Source organism: Mycobacterium barrassiae, from assembly GCF_025822765.1.
GTDB classification, from domain to species: domain Bacteria; phylum Actinomycetota; class Actinomycetes; order Mycobacteriales; family Mycobacteriaceae; genus Mycobacterium; species Mycobacterium barrassiae.
Genome location: NZ_JACKUK010000020.1, coordinates 1 through 18012, shown reverse-complemented (window position 1 = coordinate 18012; position 18012 = coordinate 1). Strand labels below are relative to the sequence as shown.

Annotated in this window: 15 protein-coding genes; 7 read left to right on the top strand and 8 right to left on the bottom strand. The window is 66.8% G+C overall.

Annotated features, from left to right (window positions below; translation table 11 throughout):
* Positions 1–9: 9 nt before the first annotated feature.
* The gene (locus H7J93_RS09760; RefSeq protein WP_267306095.1) at positions 10–927 is read right to left on the bottom strand and encodes an ABC transporter substrate-binding protein; all 918 of its coding nucleotides are present in this window, start codon (positions 925–927) and stop codon (positions 10–12) included.
* Positions 928–1112: 185 nt separating this feature from the next.
* On the opposite strand from H7J93_RS09760, the gene H7J93_RS09755 reads away from it, so the two are divergent.
* Genes H7J93_RS09755 through H7J93_RS09730 form a run of 6 tightly spaced genes read left to right on the top strand, consistent with a single transcriptional unit; the run spans position 1113 to position 7950 of the window.
* Positions 1113–1712 (top strand): HdeD family acid-resistance protein, encoded by a 600-nt coding sequence (locus tag H7J93_RS09755; RefSeq protein ID WP_267306094.1) that lies wholly within the window; start codon positions 1113–1115, stop codon positions 1710–1712.
* 59 nt (positions 1713–1771) lie between these two features.
* Positions 1772–3232, top strand: a complete 1461-nt coding sequence (locus H7J93_RS09750; protein ID WP_267306093.1) for a cytochrome ubiquinol oxidase subunit I — start codon at positions 1772–1774, stop codon at positions 3230–3232.
* Between the two features lie 9 nt (positions 3233–3241).
* Complete coding sequence (gene cydB / locus H7J93_RS09745) at positions 3242–4291, top strand: cytochrome d ubiquinol oxidase subunit II (RefSeq protein ID WP_267306092.1); 1050 nt, start codon at positions 3242–3244, stop codon at positions 4289–4291.
* A 41-nt stretch (positions 4292–4332) separates the two neighbouring features.
* Entirely contained in the window at positions 4333–5892 is a 1560-nt protein-coding gene (gene cydD, locus H7J93_RS09740; RefSeq protein ID WP_267306170.1) for a thiol reductant ABC exporter subunit CydD, read from the top strand.
* Positions 5885–7375, top strand: a complete 1491-nt coding sequence (locus H7J93_RS09735; RefSeq protein WP_267306091.1) for an ATP-binding cassette domain-containing protein — start codon at positions 5885–5887, stop codon at positions 7373–7375. The genes cydD and H7J93_RS09735 overlap by 8 nt, the downstream gene beginning before the upstream one ends.
* Positions 7376–7386: 11 nt before the next feature.
* Positions 7387–7950, top strand: a complete 564-nt coding sequence (locus tag H7J93_RS09730; protein ID WP_267306090.1) for a DUF4190 domain-containing protein — start codon at positions 7387–7389, stop codon at positions 7948–7950.
* On the opposite strand, the gene H7J93_RS09725 is transcribed toward H7J93_RS09730, so the two are convergent.
* From H7J93_RS09725 to H7J93_RS09700, 6 genes are all read right to left on the bottom strand, one after another.
* Positions 7947–8804: an acyl-CoA thioesterase II gene (locus H7J93_RS09725; RefSeq protein ID WP_267306089.1), complete on the bottom strand. Its 858-nt coding sequence runs from the start codon at positions 8802–8804 to the stop codon at positions 7947–7949. The two genes, H7J93_RS09730 and H7J93_RS09725, sit on opposite strands and share 4 nt — an antisense overlap.
* A 22-nt stretch (positions 8805–8826) precedes the next feature.
* Positions 8827–10245 carry a pyruvate kinase gene (gene pyk, locus H7J93_RS09720; RefSeq protein WP_267306088.1) on the bottom strand — a complete coding sequence of 473 codons (1419 nt, stop codon included), beginning with the start codon at positions 10243–10245 and terminating at the stop codon, positions 8827–8829.
* A gap of 26 nt (positions 10246–10271) precedes the next feature.
* Positions 10272–11780: a glutamate synthase subunit beta gene (locus H7J93_RS09715; RefSeq protein WP_267306087.1), complete on the bottom strand. Its 1509-nt coding sequence runs from the start codon at positions 11778–11780 to the stop codon at positions 10272–10274.
* Positions 11773–16302 (bottom strand): glutamate synthase large subunit, encoded by a 4530-nt coding sequence (gene gltB, locus H7J93_RS09710; RefSeq protein ID WP_267306086.1) that lies wholly within the window; start codon positions 16300–16302, stop codon positions 11773–11775. The genes H7J93_RS09715 and gltB overlap by 8 nt, the downstream gene beginning before the upstream one ends.
* An 85-nt stretch (positions 16303–16387) precedes the next feature.
* On the bottom strand, positions 16388–16798 hold the full coding sequence (locus H7J93_RS09705; RefSeq protein WP_267306085.1) for a DUF2752 domain-containing protein: 411 nt from the start codon (positions 16796–16798) through the stop codon (positions 16388–16390).
* Complete coding sequence (locus H7J93_RS09700; RefSeq protein WP_267306084.1) at positions 16788–17177, bottom strand: NINE protein; 390 nt, start codon at positions 17175–17177, stop codon at positions 16788–16790. Before H7J93_RS09700 ends, H7J93_RS09705 begins: the two co-directional genes overlap by 11 nt.
* Between H7J93_RS09700 and H7J93_RS09695 the strand changes: the two genes are divergently transcribed.
* Positions 17176–17355 (top strand): hypothetical protein, encoded by a 180-nt coding sequence (locus tag H7J93_RS09695; RefSeq protein ID WP_267306083.1) that lies wholly within the window; start codon positions 17176–17178, stop codon positions 17353–17355. The two genes, H7J93_RS09700 and H7J93_RS09695, sit on opposite strands and share 2 nt — an antisense overlap.
* Before the next feature lie 62 nt (positions 17356–17417).
* Here the strand turns inward: H7J93_RS09695 and H7J93_RS09690 are convergent.
* Positions 17418–18012 (bottom strand): HNH endonuclease signature motif containing protein (locus H7J93_RS09690; protein WP_267306082.1); only part of this gene is annotated, 595 nt, incomplete at its 5' end.

Genomic DNA, 18012 nt, shown 5'->3' with positions numbered 1-18012 from the left:
CCTAGGTGTCTAGCTCACTGCACCGTTGATCACGGGCTTGTCGATCATGCCGCTCTCGACGCCCCAGTTCTTGGCGATCTCCTCGTACTTACCGGACTCGATGAGATGCTCGAGGGCCTTCTGAAGAGACTGCGCCAGTGGCGAACCCTTCTGAACCGGCCAACCGTAGGGCGCGGAATCGAAGATCTCCCCTGCGGCCTCCAGCTTTCCGTTGCTCTGCTTGATCGCATAGGAGGTCACCGGCGAATCCGCGGACATGGCGTCCGCCTGACCGAGGATCACCGCGTTGGTGGCCGCGTCCTGCCCGTCGAACGAGACGATCTCGATCGGCGGCTTGCCCGCGTCGACGCATGCCTTGCTCTTGGCGGGCAGCTCGTCGACCTCCTCAGTCGTGGTGGCCTGTACCGCAACCTTCTTGCCGCACGCGTTGTTTGGATCGATCGGCGACCCCGGCCGCTGGGCCCAGAGTATGCCGGCGCTGAAGTAGGTCACGAAGTCGACCGACTCTTCGCGTTCCTTGGTGTCGGTGAACGACGACATGCCGACGTTGTAGGTGCCCTGCTGAATCGACGGGATGATCTTGGCGAAGTCCGACTCGCGGTAGTCCGCGGTCAGGCCGAGAGTGCCTGCGATCGCGTTCATCAGGTCGACGTCGAAACCGACGATCTTGCCGCTGGGATCCTTGAATTCGTTCGGCGCGTAGGGAATGTTGACGCCGACGATCAGCTTGCCGGACTCTTTTATCGCCTCCGGAACGGTGTTCGCGATCTCGTCGACCTTCTCAGCCGTGGCTGTCGTGGTGCCGGTCGTCTCATCGCTCGTGTTGGTACCGCTCGCACACCCCGACAGGAGCAGCGCGCCAGTCGCAGCAAACACCGCCGCGAATTGCCACAGTTTGCCTCGCCGGTCTTGACATTCACGTAGCACGGTTGCCTCTTCTTTCTGCCTCGTGGATCCAGCGCGAAGCGCCGGTACCGGAACATTAATGGAGAGCTACCGCAGCGGCAGGGGAACGAACGGGCGATTGATTTCGGGCGCGCCAATGACACAGTTTGCATACGGATCAGGCAAATAGCGGGGCTGCCAAATAGCCGTTGTGCGAAACTGCGGCCATGGAAACTCCTGCTCCTCCGAGCCTGCTGAAGCACCTGTGGTGGTCGACCCTGCTGTCGGGAGTTCTGGCCGTCATCCTCGGCGTACTGGCCTGGACATGGCCGACCTTGACGATCATCGTGACCGCGATCTTCTTCGGCGCCTACCTTCTGGTCACCGGCGTCACCCAGGTGGTCTTCGCCTTCAGCCTGCACGTGTCGGCGGGCGGCCGGGTCCTGCTGTTCATCAGCGGCGCCGCCGCCCTGATCCTGGCGCTGCTCTGCTTCCGCAGCCTCCAGCAGTCGATTCTTTTGCTGTCCATCTGGATCGGCATCGGCTTCATCTTCCGAGGTGTCGCGACGGCCGTGTCGGCCATCAGCGACGCCACCCTTCCCGGCCGGGCCTGGGAGATCTTCATCGGTCTGCTCAGCCTCATCGCCGGCGTCTTCATGCTGGCTTGGCCGTTGGAGTCCCTGGAAACCCTGACCAGGGTGGTCGGCATCTGGCTGATCGTCATCGGGGTGTTCGAAGTCGTGTCGGCGTTCGGGATTCGCAAAGCGGCGAAGGATCTCGGCGGCGGCACCGCACCAACACCTGCGGCGGAAGAATCGGTGAGCTAACGCACACTGCGTTCTACTACACTCTGTCGTAGGCTGGTGAAACAGCCGCGGGAGGGTTCATGGACGCACTAGATGTGTCGCGGTGGCAATTCGGGACGACCACCGTCTACCACTTCATCCTCGTCCCCCTCACGATCGGGCTCGCGCCTCTGCTCGCCGCGATGCAGACGGCCTGGGTCGTCACCGGTAACCCGGCGTGGTACCGGCTGACCCGCTTCTTCGGCAAGCTGTTTCTGATCAATTTCGCGCTCGGCGTCGCCACCGGCATCGTGCAGGAATTCCAGTTCGGGATGAACTGGAGCGAGTACTCGCGGTTCGTCGGCGACATCTTCGGGGCACCGCTGGCGTTCGAGGGCCTGATCGCGTTCTTCTTCGAGTCGACGTTCATCGGGCTGTGGATCTTCGGCTGGAGCCGCCTGCCGCGTCTGGTCCACCTCGCATGTATCTGGATCGTCGCCTTCGGGGTCAACGCATCCGCCTACTTCATCATCGCGGCGAACTCGTTCATGCAGCATCCCGTCGGCGCCAAGTTCAACCCGGAGACCGGGCGCGCCGAACTCGTCGACTTCGGCGCCTTGCTGACCAACAACACCGCGATCTGGGCGTTCCTGCATGCGGTTGCCGGATCACTGCTCACCGCAGGTGTTTTCGTCGCAGCGATCAGCGCCTGGCTGATGGTGCGGTCACACAAGCGCCAGGACGAAACCGATGAGTCCCGCAGCATGTACCGGCCGGCCACGATCATGGGCAGCCTGGTGGCGCTTGTCGCCGCGGCCGGACTGTTCTTCACCGGCGACATCCAGGGCAAGCTGATGTTCGTCCAGCAGCCGATGAAGATGGCATCGGCAGAGTCGTTGTGCGACACCGAGACCGATCCCAACTTTTCGATCCTGACCGTCGGCACCCATAACAACTGCGACAGCGTCGAACACCTCATCGAGGTGCCTTACGTCCTGCCCTTCCTGGCGGAATCCACGTTCAGCGGCGTCACCCTGCAGGGTGTCAACGATCTGCAGGAGCAGTATCAGGAGAAGTTCGGCCCCGGGGACTACCGGCCGAACCTGTTCGTCACGTATTGGGCGTTTCGGGCCATGATCGGATTGCTGCTCGTCCCCGTGGTTTTCGCACTCGCCGCCTTGTGGCTGACGCGCCGCGGTCGGGTCTCGCACCAGCGGTGGTTCGGCTGGCTCGCGTTGATCTCGATACCCATGCCCTTCCTGGCCAATTCGGCGGGCTGGATCTTCACCGAGATGGGCCGACAACCCTGGGTCGTCGTGCCGAACCCGACGGGCGATCAACTGGTACGAATGACCGTGCAGGAGGGCGTATCCGCGCACGCCACGGGCACCGTGGTGCTGTCGATGACCGTCTTCACCCTGCTTTACGGCGCGCTGGGCGTGATCTGGTTCTGGTTGATACGCCGATATGTGATCGAGGGACCGCAGGAGCACGACTCCGAACCGGTCCCGCCGCCCTCACCTGACGACGAGGACGTTGCTCCCCTGTCCTTCGCGTATTAGGAGATCGTGATGGGCCTTCAAGAGTTGTGGTTCTTCATCATCGCGGTGCTGTTCGGCGGATTCGTGCTGCTGGAGGGATTCGACTTCGGCGTCGGCATGCTGATGGCTCCGTTCGGCGCCGCGGGCAAGGCCAGGGGCGCAGATAGCGAACAGAGCCGACGCGCCGCGCTGAACACCATCGGACCGGTATGGGATGCCAACGAGGTCTGGCTGATTACCGCCGGCGCAGCGATGTTCGCGGCGTTCCCCAACTGGTACGCCACCGTGTTCTCGGCGCTCTACCTGCCCCTGCTGGCCATCCTGGTGGGGATGATCGTGCGAGTCGTCGGCATCGAATGGCGCGGCAAGATCGATGATCCGCGGTGGCGCGCATGGGCCGACGCCGGTATCGCGGCCGGGTCCTGGCTGCCCGCCATCCTATGGGGTGTCGCCTTCGCGATCCTGGTCCGCGGCCTGCCCATCGACGCCGACGGACAGGCACACCTGGCGCTCGGCGATGTGCTCAACGCCTACACAGTGCTCGGCGGTCTGGCGACGGCGTCGCTGTTCGCGTTCTACGGGGCGACGTTCGTCGCGCTGAAGACCGCAGGACCGGTGCGCCACGATGCGTTCCGCTTCGGCCGGCTGTTGGCGTTGCCCGCCATCGTGTTCGCAGGCGGCTTCGGGCTGTGGACCCAACTGGCACACGGCAAGACATGGACGTGGCTGCCGCTGGGGATCGCGGTGATCGCCCTCCTGACGGCGGTCGCGTTGATGATGACGCGGCAGCGTGAGGGGTGGGCGTTCTTCTCGATGATGATGGTCGTCGCCTCCGTCGTGGTGCTGCTGTTCGGCTCGATGTATCCGAACCTGTTGCCCTCCACACTCAATCCGGACTGGAGCGTGACGATCTACAACGGGTCGTCGACCCCGTACACGCTGGCCATCATGACGTGGGCATCGCTGACCCTGCTGCCGCTGGTGCTGGGCTACCAGGGCTGGACGTACTGGGTGTTCCGCCGCAGGATCACCGCCGACGCGATACCGGCCTCGATCGGATTGTCGCGGCGCCGCACGTGAGCGGCCCGGTCGACCCGCGACTGTGGCGCGCATCGACCGCGATGCGCCGCTTCCTCGCATGGTCGACCGTGTGCGGTGTGCTGATCGCCGGAACCACCATCGCGTCCGCGGTCCTGCTCGCCGACATCGTCGCCCGGGTCATCACCGATCCCGACCAACGCAGCCTGGACCGCCTCGTCGCCCCGCTGTCGATTCTGTTGCTGCTGTGGATGTTCCGGACACTGCTCACCTGGCTGCAGGGCAGGCTCGCTCAGCGTGGGGCGAGCGAGGTGATCGCCGACCTCAGCCATGCTGTGCTCACCGCGACGACGTCCTTGCCGCCCCGCAGGCTCGCCGAGCGCCGCGACGACGCCGCCATCCTGGTCACCCGCGGTCTGGACGGCCTGCGACTGTACTTCACCGCGTATCTGCCCGCGCTGTTCGTCGCCGCGATCCTGACACCGGCGACCGTCGCCGTCATCGCGGTCTACGACTGGCAAGCAGCGGCGATCGTCATGATCGCGTTACCGCTCATTCCGATCTTCATGGTGCTGATCGGCCTCACCACCGCCGATCGTTCGGCCGCCGCGCTGCGTGCGATGGCCACGCTGCAGTCTCGGCTGCTGGACCTGGTCGCGGGCCTACCGACGCTGCGTGCCCTGCGACGCGTAGGCGGCTCGGTGCACCGGATCGCCGAACTGGGTGCCGCGCATCGCCGTTCCACGATGGCGACGCTGCGCATCGCGTTTCTGTCCTCCCTCGTGCTGGAACTGCTGGCCACGCTGGGAGTCGCGTTGATCGCGGTGAGCGTGGGCCTGCGCCTGGTGTACGGCGAAGTGACGCTCACCGCGGCACTCACGGCGCTGCTCCTGGCACCCGAGGTGTTCTGGCCGTTGCGCCGCGTCGGTGCGGCATTCCACGCCGCCCAGGACGGAAAGACCGCGGCCGACAACGCGTTCCGGCTGATCGAGGAGCTGCCCGACCCGCCCCGCGGAACGCGCACGGTCACCGCCGCGGGTGCCACCATCGACATCACGGCATACGACGCTGCCGCCGAACCCGGCCGGGTGACCGTGATCGCCGGGCCCAACGGCATCGGCAAATCCACGCTCCTCCAGGCCGTTTTGGGTCTCGACGAGCCGACGTCGGGCCGGATACGTGTCGACGGTGTGGACGTGGCCGACCTCGACCTGCCGGCGTGGTGGGCTCAGGTCGCGTGGCTGCCGCACCGCCCCACGATCATTCCCGGTACGGTGCGGCAGAATCTTGAGCTCTTCGGACCGCTCGATGACCTCGAAACAGCCTGTCACAACGCATGTTTCGACGAGGTGGTCGCCACTTTGCCCGATGGGCTGGACACGATGGTCGGCGGCGAGGGTGTCGGCCTCTCGCTCGGCCAGCGACAACGGCTCGGTCTGGCCCGGCTGCTCGGATCCCGCGCACCCGTACTGCTGCTCGACGAGCCGACAGCTCACCTCGATGCCGAGACCGAGCAGCGGGTGCTGGACGCCATCGCGGCGCGCGCGGCGGCCGGAGCGACGGTGATCATGGTCGGTCACCGCGCGCCGGTGCTGGCGATCGGCGACCGCGTCGTGCAATTGGGGAGCCTGGTCGATGTTTGAGTTGTTGCGCCCCCGTCTGCCCCGGCTGCTCTTGGCGATCCTGTTCGGGGTGCTGTCGCTGGGCAGCGCGTTGGCACTGGCGGGCGTCGCGGCATGGCTGATCACCAGGGCCTGGCAGATGCCGCCCGTACTGGACCTGTCCGTCGCGGTCGTGGCGGTCCGGGCCCTCGGCATCTCCCGCGGGATCCTCGGCTACTGCGAGAGATTGGCCTCCCACGACACCGCCCTGCGCGCCGCCGCCGATGTGCGTGAGCGGCTGTACGCGCGGCTCGCTACGGGGCCCGCCGACGCGGTCATGCGGCGACACACCGGCGAACTGGTGAGCGACGTCGGCTCGTCGGTCGACGAGTTGTCCGATGTGCTTGTGCGCGCGGTGGTTCCGATCGCGGTCGCCGCGGTCCTCGGCTCGGCGGCCACCCTCACCATCGCGATCATTTCACCCGTCGCGGCGGCGGTGCTGGCACTGTGCCTGCTCGTTGCCGGCGTCGCGGCGCCCGTGCTGGCCGCCCGTGCCGTCGCTGCCGCCGAAAACCTTGCCGCACTGCACCGTTCACAGCGCAACACCGCGGCGATGATCGCCCTCGAACACGCACCGGAGCTGCGTGTCAGCGGGCGCCTCGACGAAGTGCTCGCCGACGCCGACAGACAACAACGCGACTGGGGTGACGCCATCGATCGGGCGGCAGCACCGGCGGCGCTCGCGTCCGCGACTCCCATCGCGGCGATCGGCGCCAGCATGCTCGGTGCCGTCGTCTGCGGTATCGCCCTGGCACCGACGACCGCGCCGACCACGCTCGCGGTTCTGATGCTCTTGCCGCTATCCGCATTTGAGGCGACAACCGCGTTGCCCGGCGCCGGTGTACAGCTGGCACGCTCACGCGTCGCCGCGCGGCGCTTGCGCATGCTCACCGACCCCGGCCACGACGACTCGCGACGGCCGGCAGTCCCGACGGTCGACCTCGAACCCGGCGACCGGCTGGCCGTGACTGGGCCGAGCGGATCGGGCAAGACGACGCTGCTGATGCATCTCGCGGGTCTGCTGCCCGAGGAGATCGCCTCGGACGCCGCGTTTTTCCCCGAGGATGCGCACCTGTTCGCCACCACCGTCCGCGACAACCTTCTCGTGGCGCGCGGCGACGCGAACGACGACGAGCTGCACGCCGCCCTGGACCGGGTGGGCCTCGGCGACTGGCTCGACTCGTTGCCCGAAGGGCTGTCCACCGTCCTGGTCGGCGGCGATGCGGCCGTCTCGGCCGGACAACGCAGGAGACTCCTGCTGGCCCGCGCGCTGGTGTCGACCGCACCCACCGTGCTGCTCGACGAGCCGACCGAACACCTCGACGCCGCCGACGGCAGGCGGTTTCTCACCGAACTGCTCACACCCGGGGGTCTCTTCCCCGCCGGGCGCACCATCGTGGTGGCCACCCATCACCTGCCCACCGACTTTGTCTGTAGCACCGTCAAGCTCCCTGCCTGCGGGTAACCTCAAGCACCATGAGCGAGCCGGACCAACCCGAAACGCCGCCACCGACTCCGCCGCCGGCGGCTCCGCCCCCACCTCCTGGAGCCCCGCCATCACCGCCGCCACCCGGCTCACCACCACCCTCGTACGGCGCCTACCCGGGCGGCTATCCCCCGCCGCAGCAGCAGCCGCCCTACGGCGGGTACGCGCCGCCGCCGTCGGCTCCCCAGAACGGTATGGGCATCGCCTCGCTGGTCACCGCGATCATCGCGCTGCTGAGCGTCGTCGGCGGCATCGTGCTGGGCGTCGTCGCAGTCATTCTCGGCTTCATCGGTTGGGGCCGGGCCAAGCGCGGCGAGGCCACCAACGGCGGCGTCGCGGTCGCCGGCATCATCCTCGGCATCCTCAGCATCATCGAGGCCATCGCCGTCATCGCGCTGTTCGTCTGGGGCTTCCAAGAGGTGGGCGGCACCGACTACGTCGACTGCCTGTCCAGGGCGGGCAGCGATCAGGAAGCCGTCCAGCGGTGCGCCGATCAGTTCACCGAGCACATCGAGGATCAGTTCTCGATCACCCTCACCACCCCGGCGGGTTAACGCGGGAAGTGCTTGACGATGCCTTCCTGCACCACGGTCGCCAACAGCTGACCTTGCTGGTCGAAGAAGTGTCCGGTGCCCAGGCCGCGTGAGTCGGCGGCCACCGGCGATGTCGTCGAGTAGAGCACCCACTCGTCGAACCGGATCGGGCGGTGGAACCACACCGAGTGGTTCGTGGTGACGGCGAAGATGCGGTCCCACCCCCACGACAGTCCGTGGGTGGTGATGATCGAATCCAGCACCGTGGTGTCCGATGCGTACGCCAGCGCCGCGGCGTTCACGGCCGGATCGTCGGGCATCTCACCGCGGGTCTTCATCCAGACCCGGTTGTAGGTCAGCTTCTCGCCCTTGTCGCGCATCACCCACGTCGGGTCGTTGGTGTAGCGCCAGTCGACCGGGCGTAGCGCCGACGCGAAGTGCGGGACGACTTCCTCGTACCCGCGCAACAATTCGTCGATCGGCGGCAGCGACTGCGGATCCGGCAACTCGGGCGGCTCGACGCCGTGCTCGAGACTGCGGCCGCCCGCGAGGTAGGACACCAACGCGGTGGTCAGCACCTCGCCGTCCTGCATGACATCGACGCGCCGGTTGGCGAACCGCCGCTCGTCGCGCAGCCGGGTGATGTGGAACTCGAGATCTTTCTCCGGGTCCCCGCCGGCGATGAAGTGCACCGACAACGCGCTGGGCGGCAACTCGTGCCGGAGGCTGCGGGAGGCCGCCACCAGCGACTGCGCCATCATCTGGCCGCCGAAGGTGCGAATCGGATTCTTGCTCGGATGCGAACCGACGTAGACGTCGTCGTCTACCTGGCGGAGATCGAGTATTGCCAGCAGCTCGTCGAAGTCTGCTGACACTCAATCCTCCTGTTCGCCGTGACTAGACGTCGTCCTCCCCGATCCGGTGTACGTGGATCAGATTGGTGGAGCCTACTGTGCCCGGCGGAGCGCCCGCGATGATGACCACCAGGTCGCCGCGCTTGTAGCGGCCGAGTTCGAGCAGCGACTTGTCGACCTGCCTGATCATCCCGTCCGTGGTCTGGATGTGCGGCACGATGAACGTCTCCGTGCCCCAGCTCAGCGCGAGCTGGCTACGGACCTCGGGCAGCGACGTGAAGGCCAGCAGCGGCAGCGGTGTGTGCAGGCGCGCGAGCCGACGGACCGTGTCGCCGGACTGGGTGTAGGCCACCAGGGCCTTGGCGTCCAGTCGCTCGCCGATGTCGCGGGCCGCGTAGGAGATCACGCCGCGCTTGGTACGGGGCACGTGCGTCAGGGGCGGCACCACGACCGAGTTCTCCTCGACCGCCTTGATGATTCGGGCCATCGTCCGCACCGCCTCCAGCGGGTACTTGCCGACCGATGTCTCACCCGAGAGCATCACCGCGTCCGCACCGTCGAGCACCGCGTTGGCCACATCGGAGGCCTCAGCGCGGGTCGGGCGCGAGTTCTCGATCATCGACTCGAGCATCTGGGTCGCGACGATGACGGGTTTGGCGTTCTCCCTTGCCATCTGGATGGCACGCTTCTGCACCAGCGGAACCTCTTCGAGCGGCAGCTCGACGCCGAGGTCACCGCGGGCGACCATGATCGCGTCGAACGCCAGCACGATCGCCTCGAGATTGTCGATGGCTTCGGGCTTCTCGAGCTTGGCGATGACGGGCACCCGCCTGCCCACGCGGTCCATCACCTCATGCACGAGTTCGATGTCGGCGGGCGATCGCACGAACGACAGCGCCACCAGGTCGACGCCGACCTGCAGTGCGAACTCGAGATCCTCGATGTCCTTCTCCGACAATGCGGGCGCCGACACGTTCATGCCGGGCAGCGACATTCCCTTGTTGTTGCTGACCGTGCCGCCCTCGGTGACGGTGCACACCACGTCGTTGCCGTCGATGATCTCGACGACGAGACCGACGTTTCCGTCGTCGACGAGCACGCGGTCGCCGGGAGTGGCGTCCTCCGCCAGACGCTTGTACGTGGTCGACACCCGGTCGTGGGTGCCCTCACAGTCGTCGATCGTGATCCGCACCGTCTCGCCCTCGACCCATTCGGTGGGTCCGTCCTTGAACCGGCCGAGGCGGATCTTGGGACCCTGCAGGTCGGCGAGGATGCCGACGGCGCGCCCGGTGGCGTCGGATGCGGCGCGCACCCGTTTGTAGTTGGCTTCGTGATCGGCGTATTCGCCGTGACTGAAGTTCAGCCGCGCGACGTCCATTCCGGCCGAGACCAATGCCTTGACCGCATCGTCAGTAGCAGTGGCCGGGCCGAGGGTGCAGACGATCTTTCCGCGTCTATTCACGTCTGCGAGCATAGTCGTTGATCGATTCAGACGACGGCCAGCGGCAACGCGCCCGGTACCACCGGAGCGGGCAGATCCGACTCCCCCATCAGGTATTTGTCGACGGCGTGGGCCGCGCTGCGGCCCTCCGCGATGGCCCACACGATCAGCGAGGCACCGCGGTGTGCGTCGCCGCACACGAACACGCCGGGCGCGTCGGTCTGCCAATCCGATCCGCAGGGCACGGTGCCGCGCCGGTTGAGTTTCACCCCGAGCCCGTCCAGTAGCGGCATGTGCTCGACGCCGTCGAAGCCGATCGCCAGCAGGGCAAGGTCGCACGGAAGTTCCAGCGACTCGCCGACCGGAGTGATGATGCGGCGACCTTCCGCGTCGCGGTCGACCTTCACCTCGGCGATCTCCATGGCGCGAAGATGGCCCTTCTCGTCGCCGAGAAAGCGTTGTACCGCCACTTCGTAACGGCGGTGGCCGCCTTCGGCATGCGCTGGCGACAGCCGCGTACGCAGCACGATCGGCCACATCGGCCACGGCGAGCGGGATTCGTCGCGATATTCCGGCGGCTCCGGGTTGTAGTCCAGCTGGGTGACGGATTTCGCACCCTGCCGATGCGCGGTGCCCAGGCAGTCGGCCCCCGTGTCGCCACCACCGATGATCACGACGTGCTTGCCGGCCGCCGAAATCCGACTCGGACCGTCGCCCTCGCACTCCTTATTCGCCGGAACCAGATGGTCCATCGCGAGGTGAACACCCTTGAGCGACCGGCCTTCCACGTCGCTGTCGCGGGCCCGCAAGGCGCCGACCGCGAGCACGACGGCGTCGTACTGCTGCCTGAGTTGCTCGACGGGCAGATCCACACCGACTTCACATTCGGTGACGAAACGCGTTCCCTCGGCACGCATCTGCGCCAGCCGCTGGTTCAGGGTGGCCTTCTCGAGCTTGTACTCCGGGATGCCGTAACGCATCAGACCGCCGATGCGGTCGTCACGCTCATACACCGTGACGTCATGGCCGGCCCGCGTGAGCTGCTGTGCCGCAGCCAGTCCGGCGGGTCCCGATCCGACGATGGCCACCTTGCGGCCCGTCGCGATCGCCGCGGGCTGCGGTTCGACGATCCCGTCCATCCAGGCCTGGTCGGCGATGGTCTGCTCGATGCGTTTGATCGTGACGCTTCCGCCGGTCCGCTCCTCGCCGATCGACAGCACGCACGCGGCCTCGCACGGCGCAGGACACAGCCGCCCGGTGAACTCCGGGAAGTTGTTGGTCGCGTGCAGGCGGTCGCTCGCGGCGTCCCAGCGGCCGCGTCGCACGAGGTCGTTCCATTCCGGTATCAGATTGCCGAGCGGGCACCCCGCACTTCCGGAGTGGCAGAACGGGATTCCGCAGTCCATGCACCGCCGGGCCTGCTGTGCGACCTCGCCGGCGCGCTCGTGCGGATCCTGCTGTTCATACACCTCGCGCCAGTCGCCGACCCGTTCGTCGACGGCCCGCTTGGCGGCTTCGACTTTGGGAACCTTGAGAAAACCTGTCGGATCAGCCACGGCTTGCCTCCATGATCGCGGTGTCGACGTCGCGGCCCTCACGCTTGGCGACCAGGGTCGCCTCCAGCACGCGCTGGTAGTCGCGCGGCATGACCTTCGTGAACTGCGCACTGCGCCTTGGCCAGTCGGACAGCACGCTGGCCGCCAACGTGCTCCCGGTGTATCGCGCATGTGTGGCGATCACTTCGTGCAGCCACGTCAGGTCCTCGGGTTCGAGGCGCTGCAGCTCGACCATCTCCGTGTTGACCTTCTTCGGATCCAGGGCCATCACGAACGCGATGCCGCCCGACATACCCGCGGCCATGTTGCGGCCCGTCTTGCCGAGGATCACCACGCGGCCACCGGTCATGTACTCACAGGCGTGATCGCCGACGCCCTCGACGACGGTGAGCGCACCCGAGTTGCGGGCGGCGAACCGCTCACCGACCCGGCCCCGCAGGTAGAGCTCGCCGGAGGTGGCGCCGAACAGCAGCGTGTTGCCCGCGATCACGTTGTCCTCCGGCAGGAACAGCACGTCATCCGGCGGTCTGACGATCACCCGGCCGCCAGACAGCCCCTTGCCGACGTAGTCGTTGGCGTCCCCGATCAGCTCCAGCGTGATGCCGGGCGGCAGGAAGGCGCCGATCGACTGGCCTGCCGAACCGGTCAGCGTGACGTGAATCGTGTTGTCCGGCAGACCCTCAGCGCCGTAACGCCGGGTGACTTCGGACCCGAGCAGTGTGCCGACCGTGCGGTTGACGTTGCGCACGGGCAGTTCCAGCCGCACCGGATGCGCATCTTCGAGCGCGCCCTCGGCCAGCTGGATAAGGGTGCGGTCCAAGGCTTCGTCGAGGCCGTGGTCCTGCTCCCGGGTGCGGCGCCGCTCACCGTCCCAGGATTCGGGCACCGCGAAGATCGGGGTCAGATCCAATCCCTTGCTCTTCCAATGGGCGACGCCCTTGTCCGTGTCCAGCATCTCCGCGTGGCCGACGGCCTCGTCGATGCTGCGGAACCCGAGTTCGGCGAGGTAACGGCGGATGTCCTCGGCGATGAACCGGAAGTAGTTCTCGACGAACTCCGGTTTGCCGTTGAACCGCGCCCTCAGCTCAGGGTTTTGGGTCGCCACGCCGACGGGGCATGTGTCGAGGTGACACACCCGCATCATGATGCAGCCCGACACGACCAGCGGCGCGGTGGCGAAACCGAACTCCTCGGCGCCGAGCAACGCGGCAACGACGACGTCGCGGGCGGTACGCATTCCCCCGTCGACCTGCACGGTGATGCGGTCGCGTAAACCGTTGAGCATCAGCGTCTGTTGTGTATCGGCCAGGCCGATCTCCCACGGGATGCCCGCATGCTTGAGGCTGGTGAGCGGTGCGGCGCCGGTGCCGCCGTCGTACCCGGAGATCAGCACCACGTCGGCGTGCGCCTTGGAAACGCCTGCCGCGACCGTGCCTACCCCGACACTGCTGACCAGCTTGACGTGGATACGGGCGTCGGCGTTCGCGTTCTTCAGATCGTGGATCAGCTGGGCCAGGTCCTCGATCGAGTAGATGTCGTGGTGCGGCGGCGGCGAGATCAGGCCGACACCCGGCGTCGAGTGCCGGGTTTTGGCGATGTTGGGATACACCTTGTAGCCCGGAAGCTGGCCGCCCTCACCGGGTTTCGCACCCTGAGCCATCTTGATCTGGATATCCGTCGCGTTGACGAGGTAGTCGCTGGTGACGCCGAACCGCCCGGAGGCCACCTGCTTGACGGCGCTGCGCCGGCGCGGGTCGTAGAGGCGGTCGGTGTCCTCGCCGCCCTCGCCCGAGTTGGAACGGCCGCCGAGGTTGTTCATGGCGATGGCCATGGTCTCGTGCGCCTCGGCGGAGATCGAGCCGTAGCTCATCGCGCCGGTGTTGAACCGCGTGACGATCGAGTCGACGGACTCAACCTCCTCCAACGGGACGGGTGGGCGCAGCTTCTTGAAGCCGAACAGGCCGCGCAGGGTGCCGCCCTCCCGACAGAGACGGTCCACCTCCTCGGAGTACTGCTTGAAGATGTCGTAACGACCGGTGCGGGTCGAATGCTGCAGCAGGAACACCACTTCGGGGGTGAACAAATGCAGTTCGCCCTCGCGGCGGAACGCGTACTCGCCACCGACCTCGAGCCGCCGGTGCACCCGCTCGGTGGGGTTCTCCGGATACGCGCGCCGGTGCCTGACCTTGACCTCTTCGGCGAGCACGTCCAGCCCGACGCCACCGAGCTGGCTCGGCGTGCCGGTGAAGTACTCGTCGATGACGTGCCTGTCAATGCCGATGGCCTCGAAAGCCTGTGCCGCGGTGTATGAGGCGACGGTTGAGATGCCCATCTTGCTCATCACCTTCATCACGCCCTTGCCGAGCGCCTTCAGGTAATTGCGCACCGCGGCAGCGGGTTCGATGCCGGTGAGCTCGCCCTCGCGGACAAGGTCCTCGATGGACTCGAACGCCAGATACGGGTTGACAGCAGCGGCGCCGAAGCCGATGAGCATCGCGATGTGATGCACTTCCCGTGCGTCGCCGCTCTCGACCACCAATGCGACGTTGGTGCGTTCCTTGGTGCGAACCAGATGGTGGTGGACCGCCGAGACGGCCAGCAAGGAGGGAATCGGCGCTCGGGTGTGGTCGGAGTCGCGGTCGGAGATCACCAGTGTGCGCGCGCCCTTGGCGATCGCGTCGCACGCCCGCAGTCGCAGGTCCTCCAGCGCCTCGGCCAGCCCTTCGCCGCCGCGTTCGACGTCGTAGAGCGCTTTCAGCACCGCGGTCCGCAGGCCACCGTGCTCACCGTCGTCGTTGATGTGGACGATCTTGTTGAGTTCGTCGTTGTCCAGCACGGGCCAGCGCAACACGATCTGGCGGCATGACGCGGCCGTGGGTTCGAGCAGGTTCTGCTCCGGCCCCATGACGCGGGCCATCGAGGTGACGACCTCCTCCCGGATGGCATCCAACGGCGGGTTGGTCACCTGCGCAAAGAGTTCGACGAAGTAGTCGTAGAGCAGCCGGGACCGCTGGGACAGCACCGCGGCCGGGGTGTCGGTGCCCATGGAACCCAACGGTTCGTTGCCCGACGCCGCCATCGGGGTGAGCAGGACGCGCAGGTCTTCCTCGGTGTAGCCGAAGGCGATCTGGCGGCGCACGACGGACTCGTGGTTCGGCTGGATGCGCACCCGGTCGGGCAGCGTCTTGAGGTCCAGCAGACCGGAGTGCAGCCATTCGGCATACGGCTGCTGCTCCGCGAGGGATTCCTTGATCTCGTCGTCGGACACGATGCGGCCGGCGACGGTGTCGACGAGGAACATCTTGCCGGGCTGCAGGCGGCCCTTGGCGACGATCTGCGCCGACGGCACATCGAGCACGCCGCTCTCACTGGCGAGGATGATGCGGTCGTCGAGGGTGCGCCACCAGCGGCCGGGTCGTAATCCGTTGCGGTCCAACACCGCTCCGACCAGGGTGCCGTCGGTGAACGTGACGCAGGCCGGGCCGTCCCACGGCTCCATCAGCGAGGCGTGGAACTGCCAGAACGCCCGTTCGGTGGGGTCCATGGTGGTGTTGTTCTCCCACGCCTCGGGGATCATCATCAACACGGCGTGCGGCAGGCTGCGTCCACCCAGGTGCAGGAGTTCGAGCACTTCGTCGAACGACGCCGAATCGGATGCCTCCGGCGTGCAGATCGGTGAGAGCCGGGACAGATCGCCGGGGATCTTGGAGCTAGCGAGCATCGCCTCGCGGGCGTGCATCCGGTTGCGGTTGCCGCGCACGGTGTTGATCTCGCCGTTGTGCGCGACGAACCGGAACGGGTGCGCCAGCGGCCACGAGGGGAACGTGTTGGTCGAGAAGCGGCTGTGCACGATCGCGATCGCGCTGCGGCAACGTTCGTCGCGCAGATCCGGAAAGTATTGGGGCAGCTGCATTGTGGTGAGCATGCCCTTGTACACCATGGTGCGGCTGGACAGCGACGGGAAGTACACACCCTTGCGCTCAGCGCGCTTGCGCATCGGATAGACGCGACGGTCGAGATCGATGCCGCCCACATGCTGTGGCGACGTGACGAACAGCTGTTCCATGTGTGGCATACAGCCAAGGGCCGTCGCACCCACCTCGGCCCCGACCGGATCGGTGGGAACCTCGCGCCACCCGAGGACGGTCAGCCCCTCCTCGGCGGCAATGGCTTCGACATGTGCCCGCGCGGCGGCGCGGGCGTCGGCGTCCTGCGGCAGGAAACAGATGCCCGCCGCGAAGGTGTTGGCGCCGTCGGCGGTGGGCTGCGGCAGCTCGAAGTCGACGACCTCGCGTAGCAGTTCCACCGGCAGCTGGATCAGGATGCCCGCCCCGTCACCACTGTTGGGTTCGGCGCCCGCGGCCCCACGGTGTTCGAGATGTTCCAAGGCGACCAGCCCGTCGACGACGATGGCGTGGGATCGGCGGCCCTGGATGTCCGTGATCATGGCGACGCCACACGAGTCCGACTCGTTGGCCGGGTCGTACAAACCCTGGGGCTCGGGGAAAGCCGAATATTGCATCGAAGGAAGAACCTCCACAGTCCGGGAAAACATGGCCCGGGACTGCACCGGCCCGAATGGCGATCATATCAGCGCGGTAAAGCGGCTACCCGTCGAGAACGGTCGGGACCAGCGGGAACCCGGGCAGGTTGCGCACGACCGTCCAGGTGAGGGCGATGCCGAGGATGACGACGGCGGCGACCGGCGTCATCCAGGGCCGTCCGCTGCGGCGACGCACCAGAAACCAGGCCAGCAGCAGCGGCAGACCGACCAGCGCCACGACGTTGTCGACGACCGCGGCGGCCAGGTCGCCGTGGAGCACGTCGTGGACCATCCGCATACCGCCGCAGCCCGGGCAGTACAGGCCCGTGATCGCAAAAAAGGGGCACGGCAGGAACACGAAACTCGGCGAATGGGGATCGCCGATGCCGATGTAGGCAAGCGCACCCACGGCCACGGCGCCCGTTCCGAGCGCGGTGTACAGCCTTTCCCGGCTGGGCGCCGTGCTAAGTGCCATCGCGCAGAGGACGCCCCTCCTGGTCGCGCACCTTGTCCGTGAAGATCAGCACTGCGTCGATGATTCCCCAGATGATGGCGCCGAGGCCGCAGGTCACGAGGCCCACGACGAGCTGGGCGACGCCGAGGCCGGTCTGGCCGATATACATGCGGCCGATGCCGACGATCCCGAACAGCCCGAGCAGCTGCAGCAGGCCGGCGATGACCTTGGACTTGTCCGAGAACGGCTCACCAGTCAGCGGGTGACGGCCGAACGGCGCGCTCGGATCCGCGTACGGCTGTGGGTAGCCCGTGGGCGGCGGGGGCGCTGAATAGCCAGGCGGGGGCGGCGGCGTTGGCTGGCTTCCGTATTCGCTGCCACCGAACTGCGGCTCAGTCATGGCAACCAGCATGCCAGAACTCGCGGCGATTGCTTCCGGTTTGGCGGCTGACCAGGCGCAGAATGTCGACCAATCCGTCGACAGGCACGGACGGGTCAATCGAGCGAAGAAAGCCACCGCTTGGAATACCGGTTGCAACTCTTGGTATCTCACCGATGAGGGCAATGTCGACCTGTGACCGTACGACCGCAAGACAATGACCGCGATGCTGAGCCGGCCCGATGACCGCGACTTTCACATTCAGAAGGGCGGCGGCCTGTAATTGGCGGCGAGCCAGGCTCGGTGTTGGCGCTCTTCTTCTGCGATCAGTTCGGTGCGTTCGCGTCGTTCGGCGTTGATGCGGTCCCGACGGTCCTGGGCACGCGTTTGTGTGCGCCGCGGCATCTTCGCCGCGCGGTCGGCCTCCGGGTCGGGGATGTGCGGCGAAAGGTCCAGATCGCCGGTAGGGGTGGCGAGCGTGGGGAACATCGCCCCACCATGCGACTCGGTCGAGTAGACGTGTCCGGTCGGTGAGGTCAACACCACGGTGCCATCGGACAGCTGCCGATCGCTCCATCCGCCAAAAGTCTTGAGCAGATGGTGAATCCGGCAGTAGTGCTTGGCGTTCGACGGATGCGTCCGCCCCCACGGGTACGGCACCGTGTGGTCGACATCGGACTTCTCAGCCGACTTGTCGCAGCCCGGCCAACGGCACGTCAGATCCCGCCACTGCGGGCGTGTCAGATGGTTTGTGTAGCAGTGGCTCCTGATGAATGGAGCAGTATCGATGGATGTGACTACTGACGAGCCGATGTCGGGCGCTGATGCCATGGAGGCGTTGAAGTCCGCGGGTGTG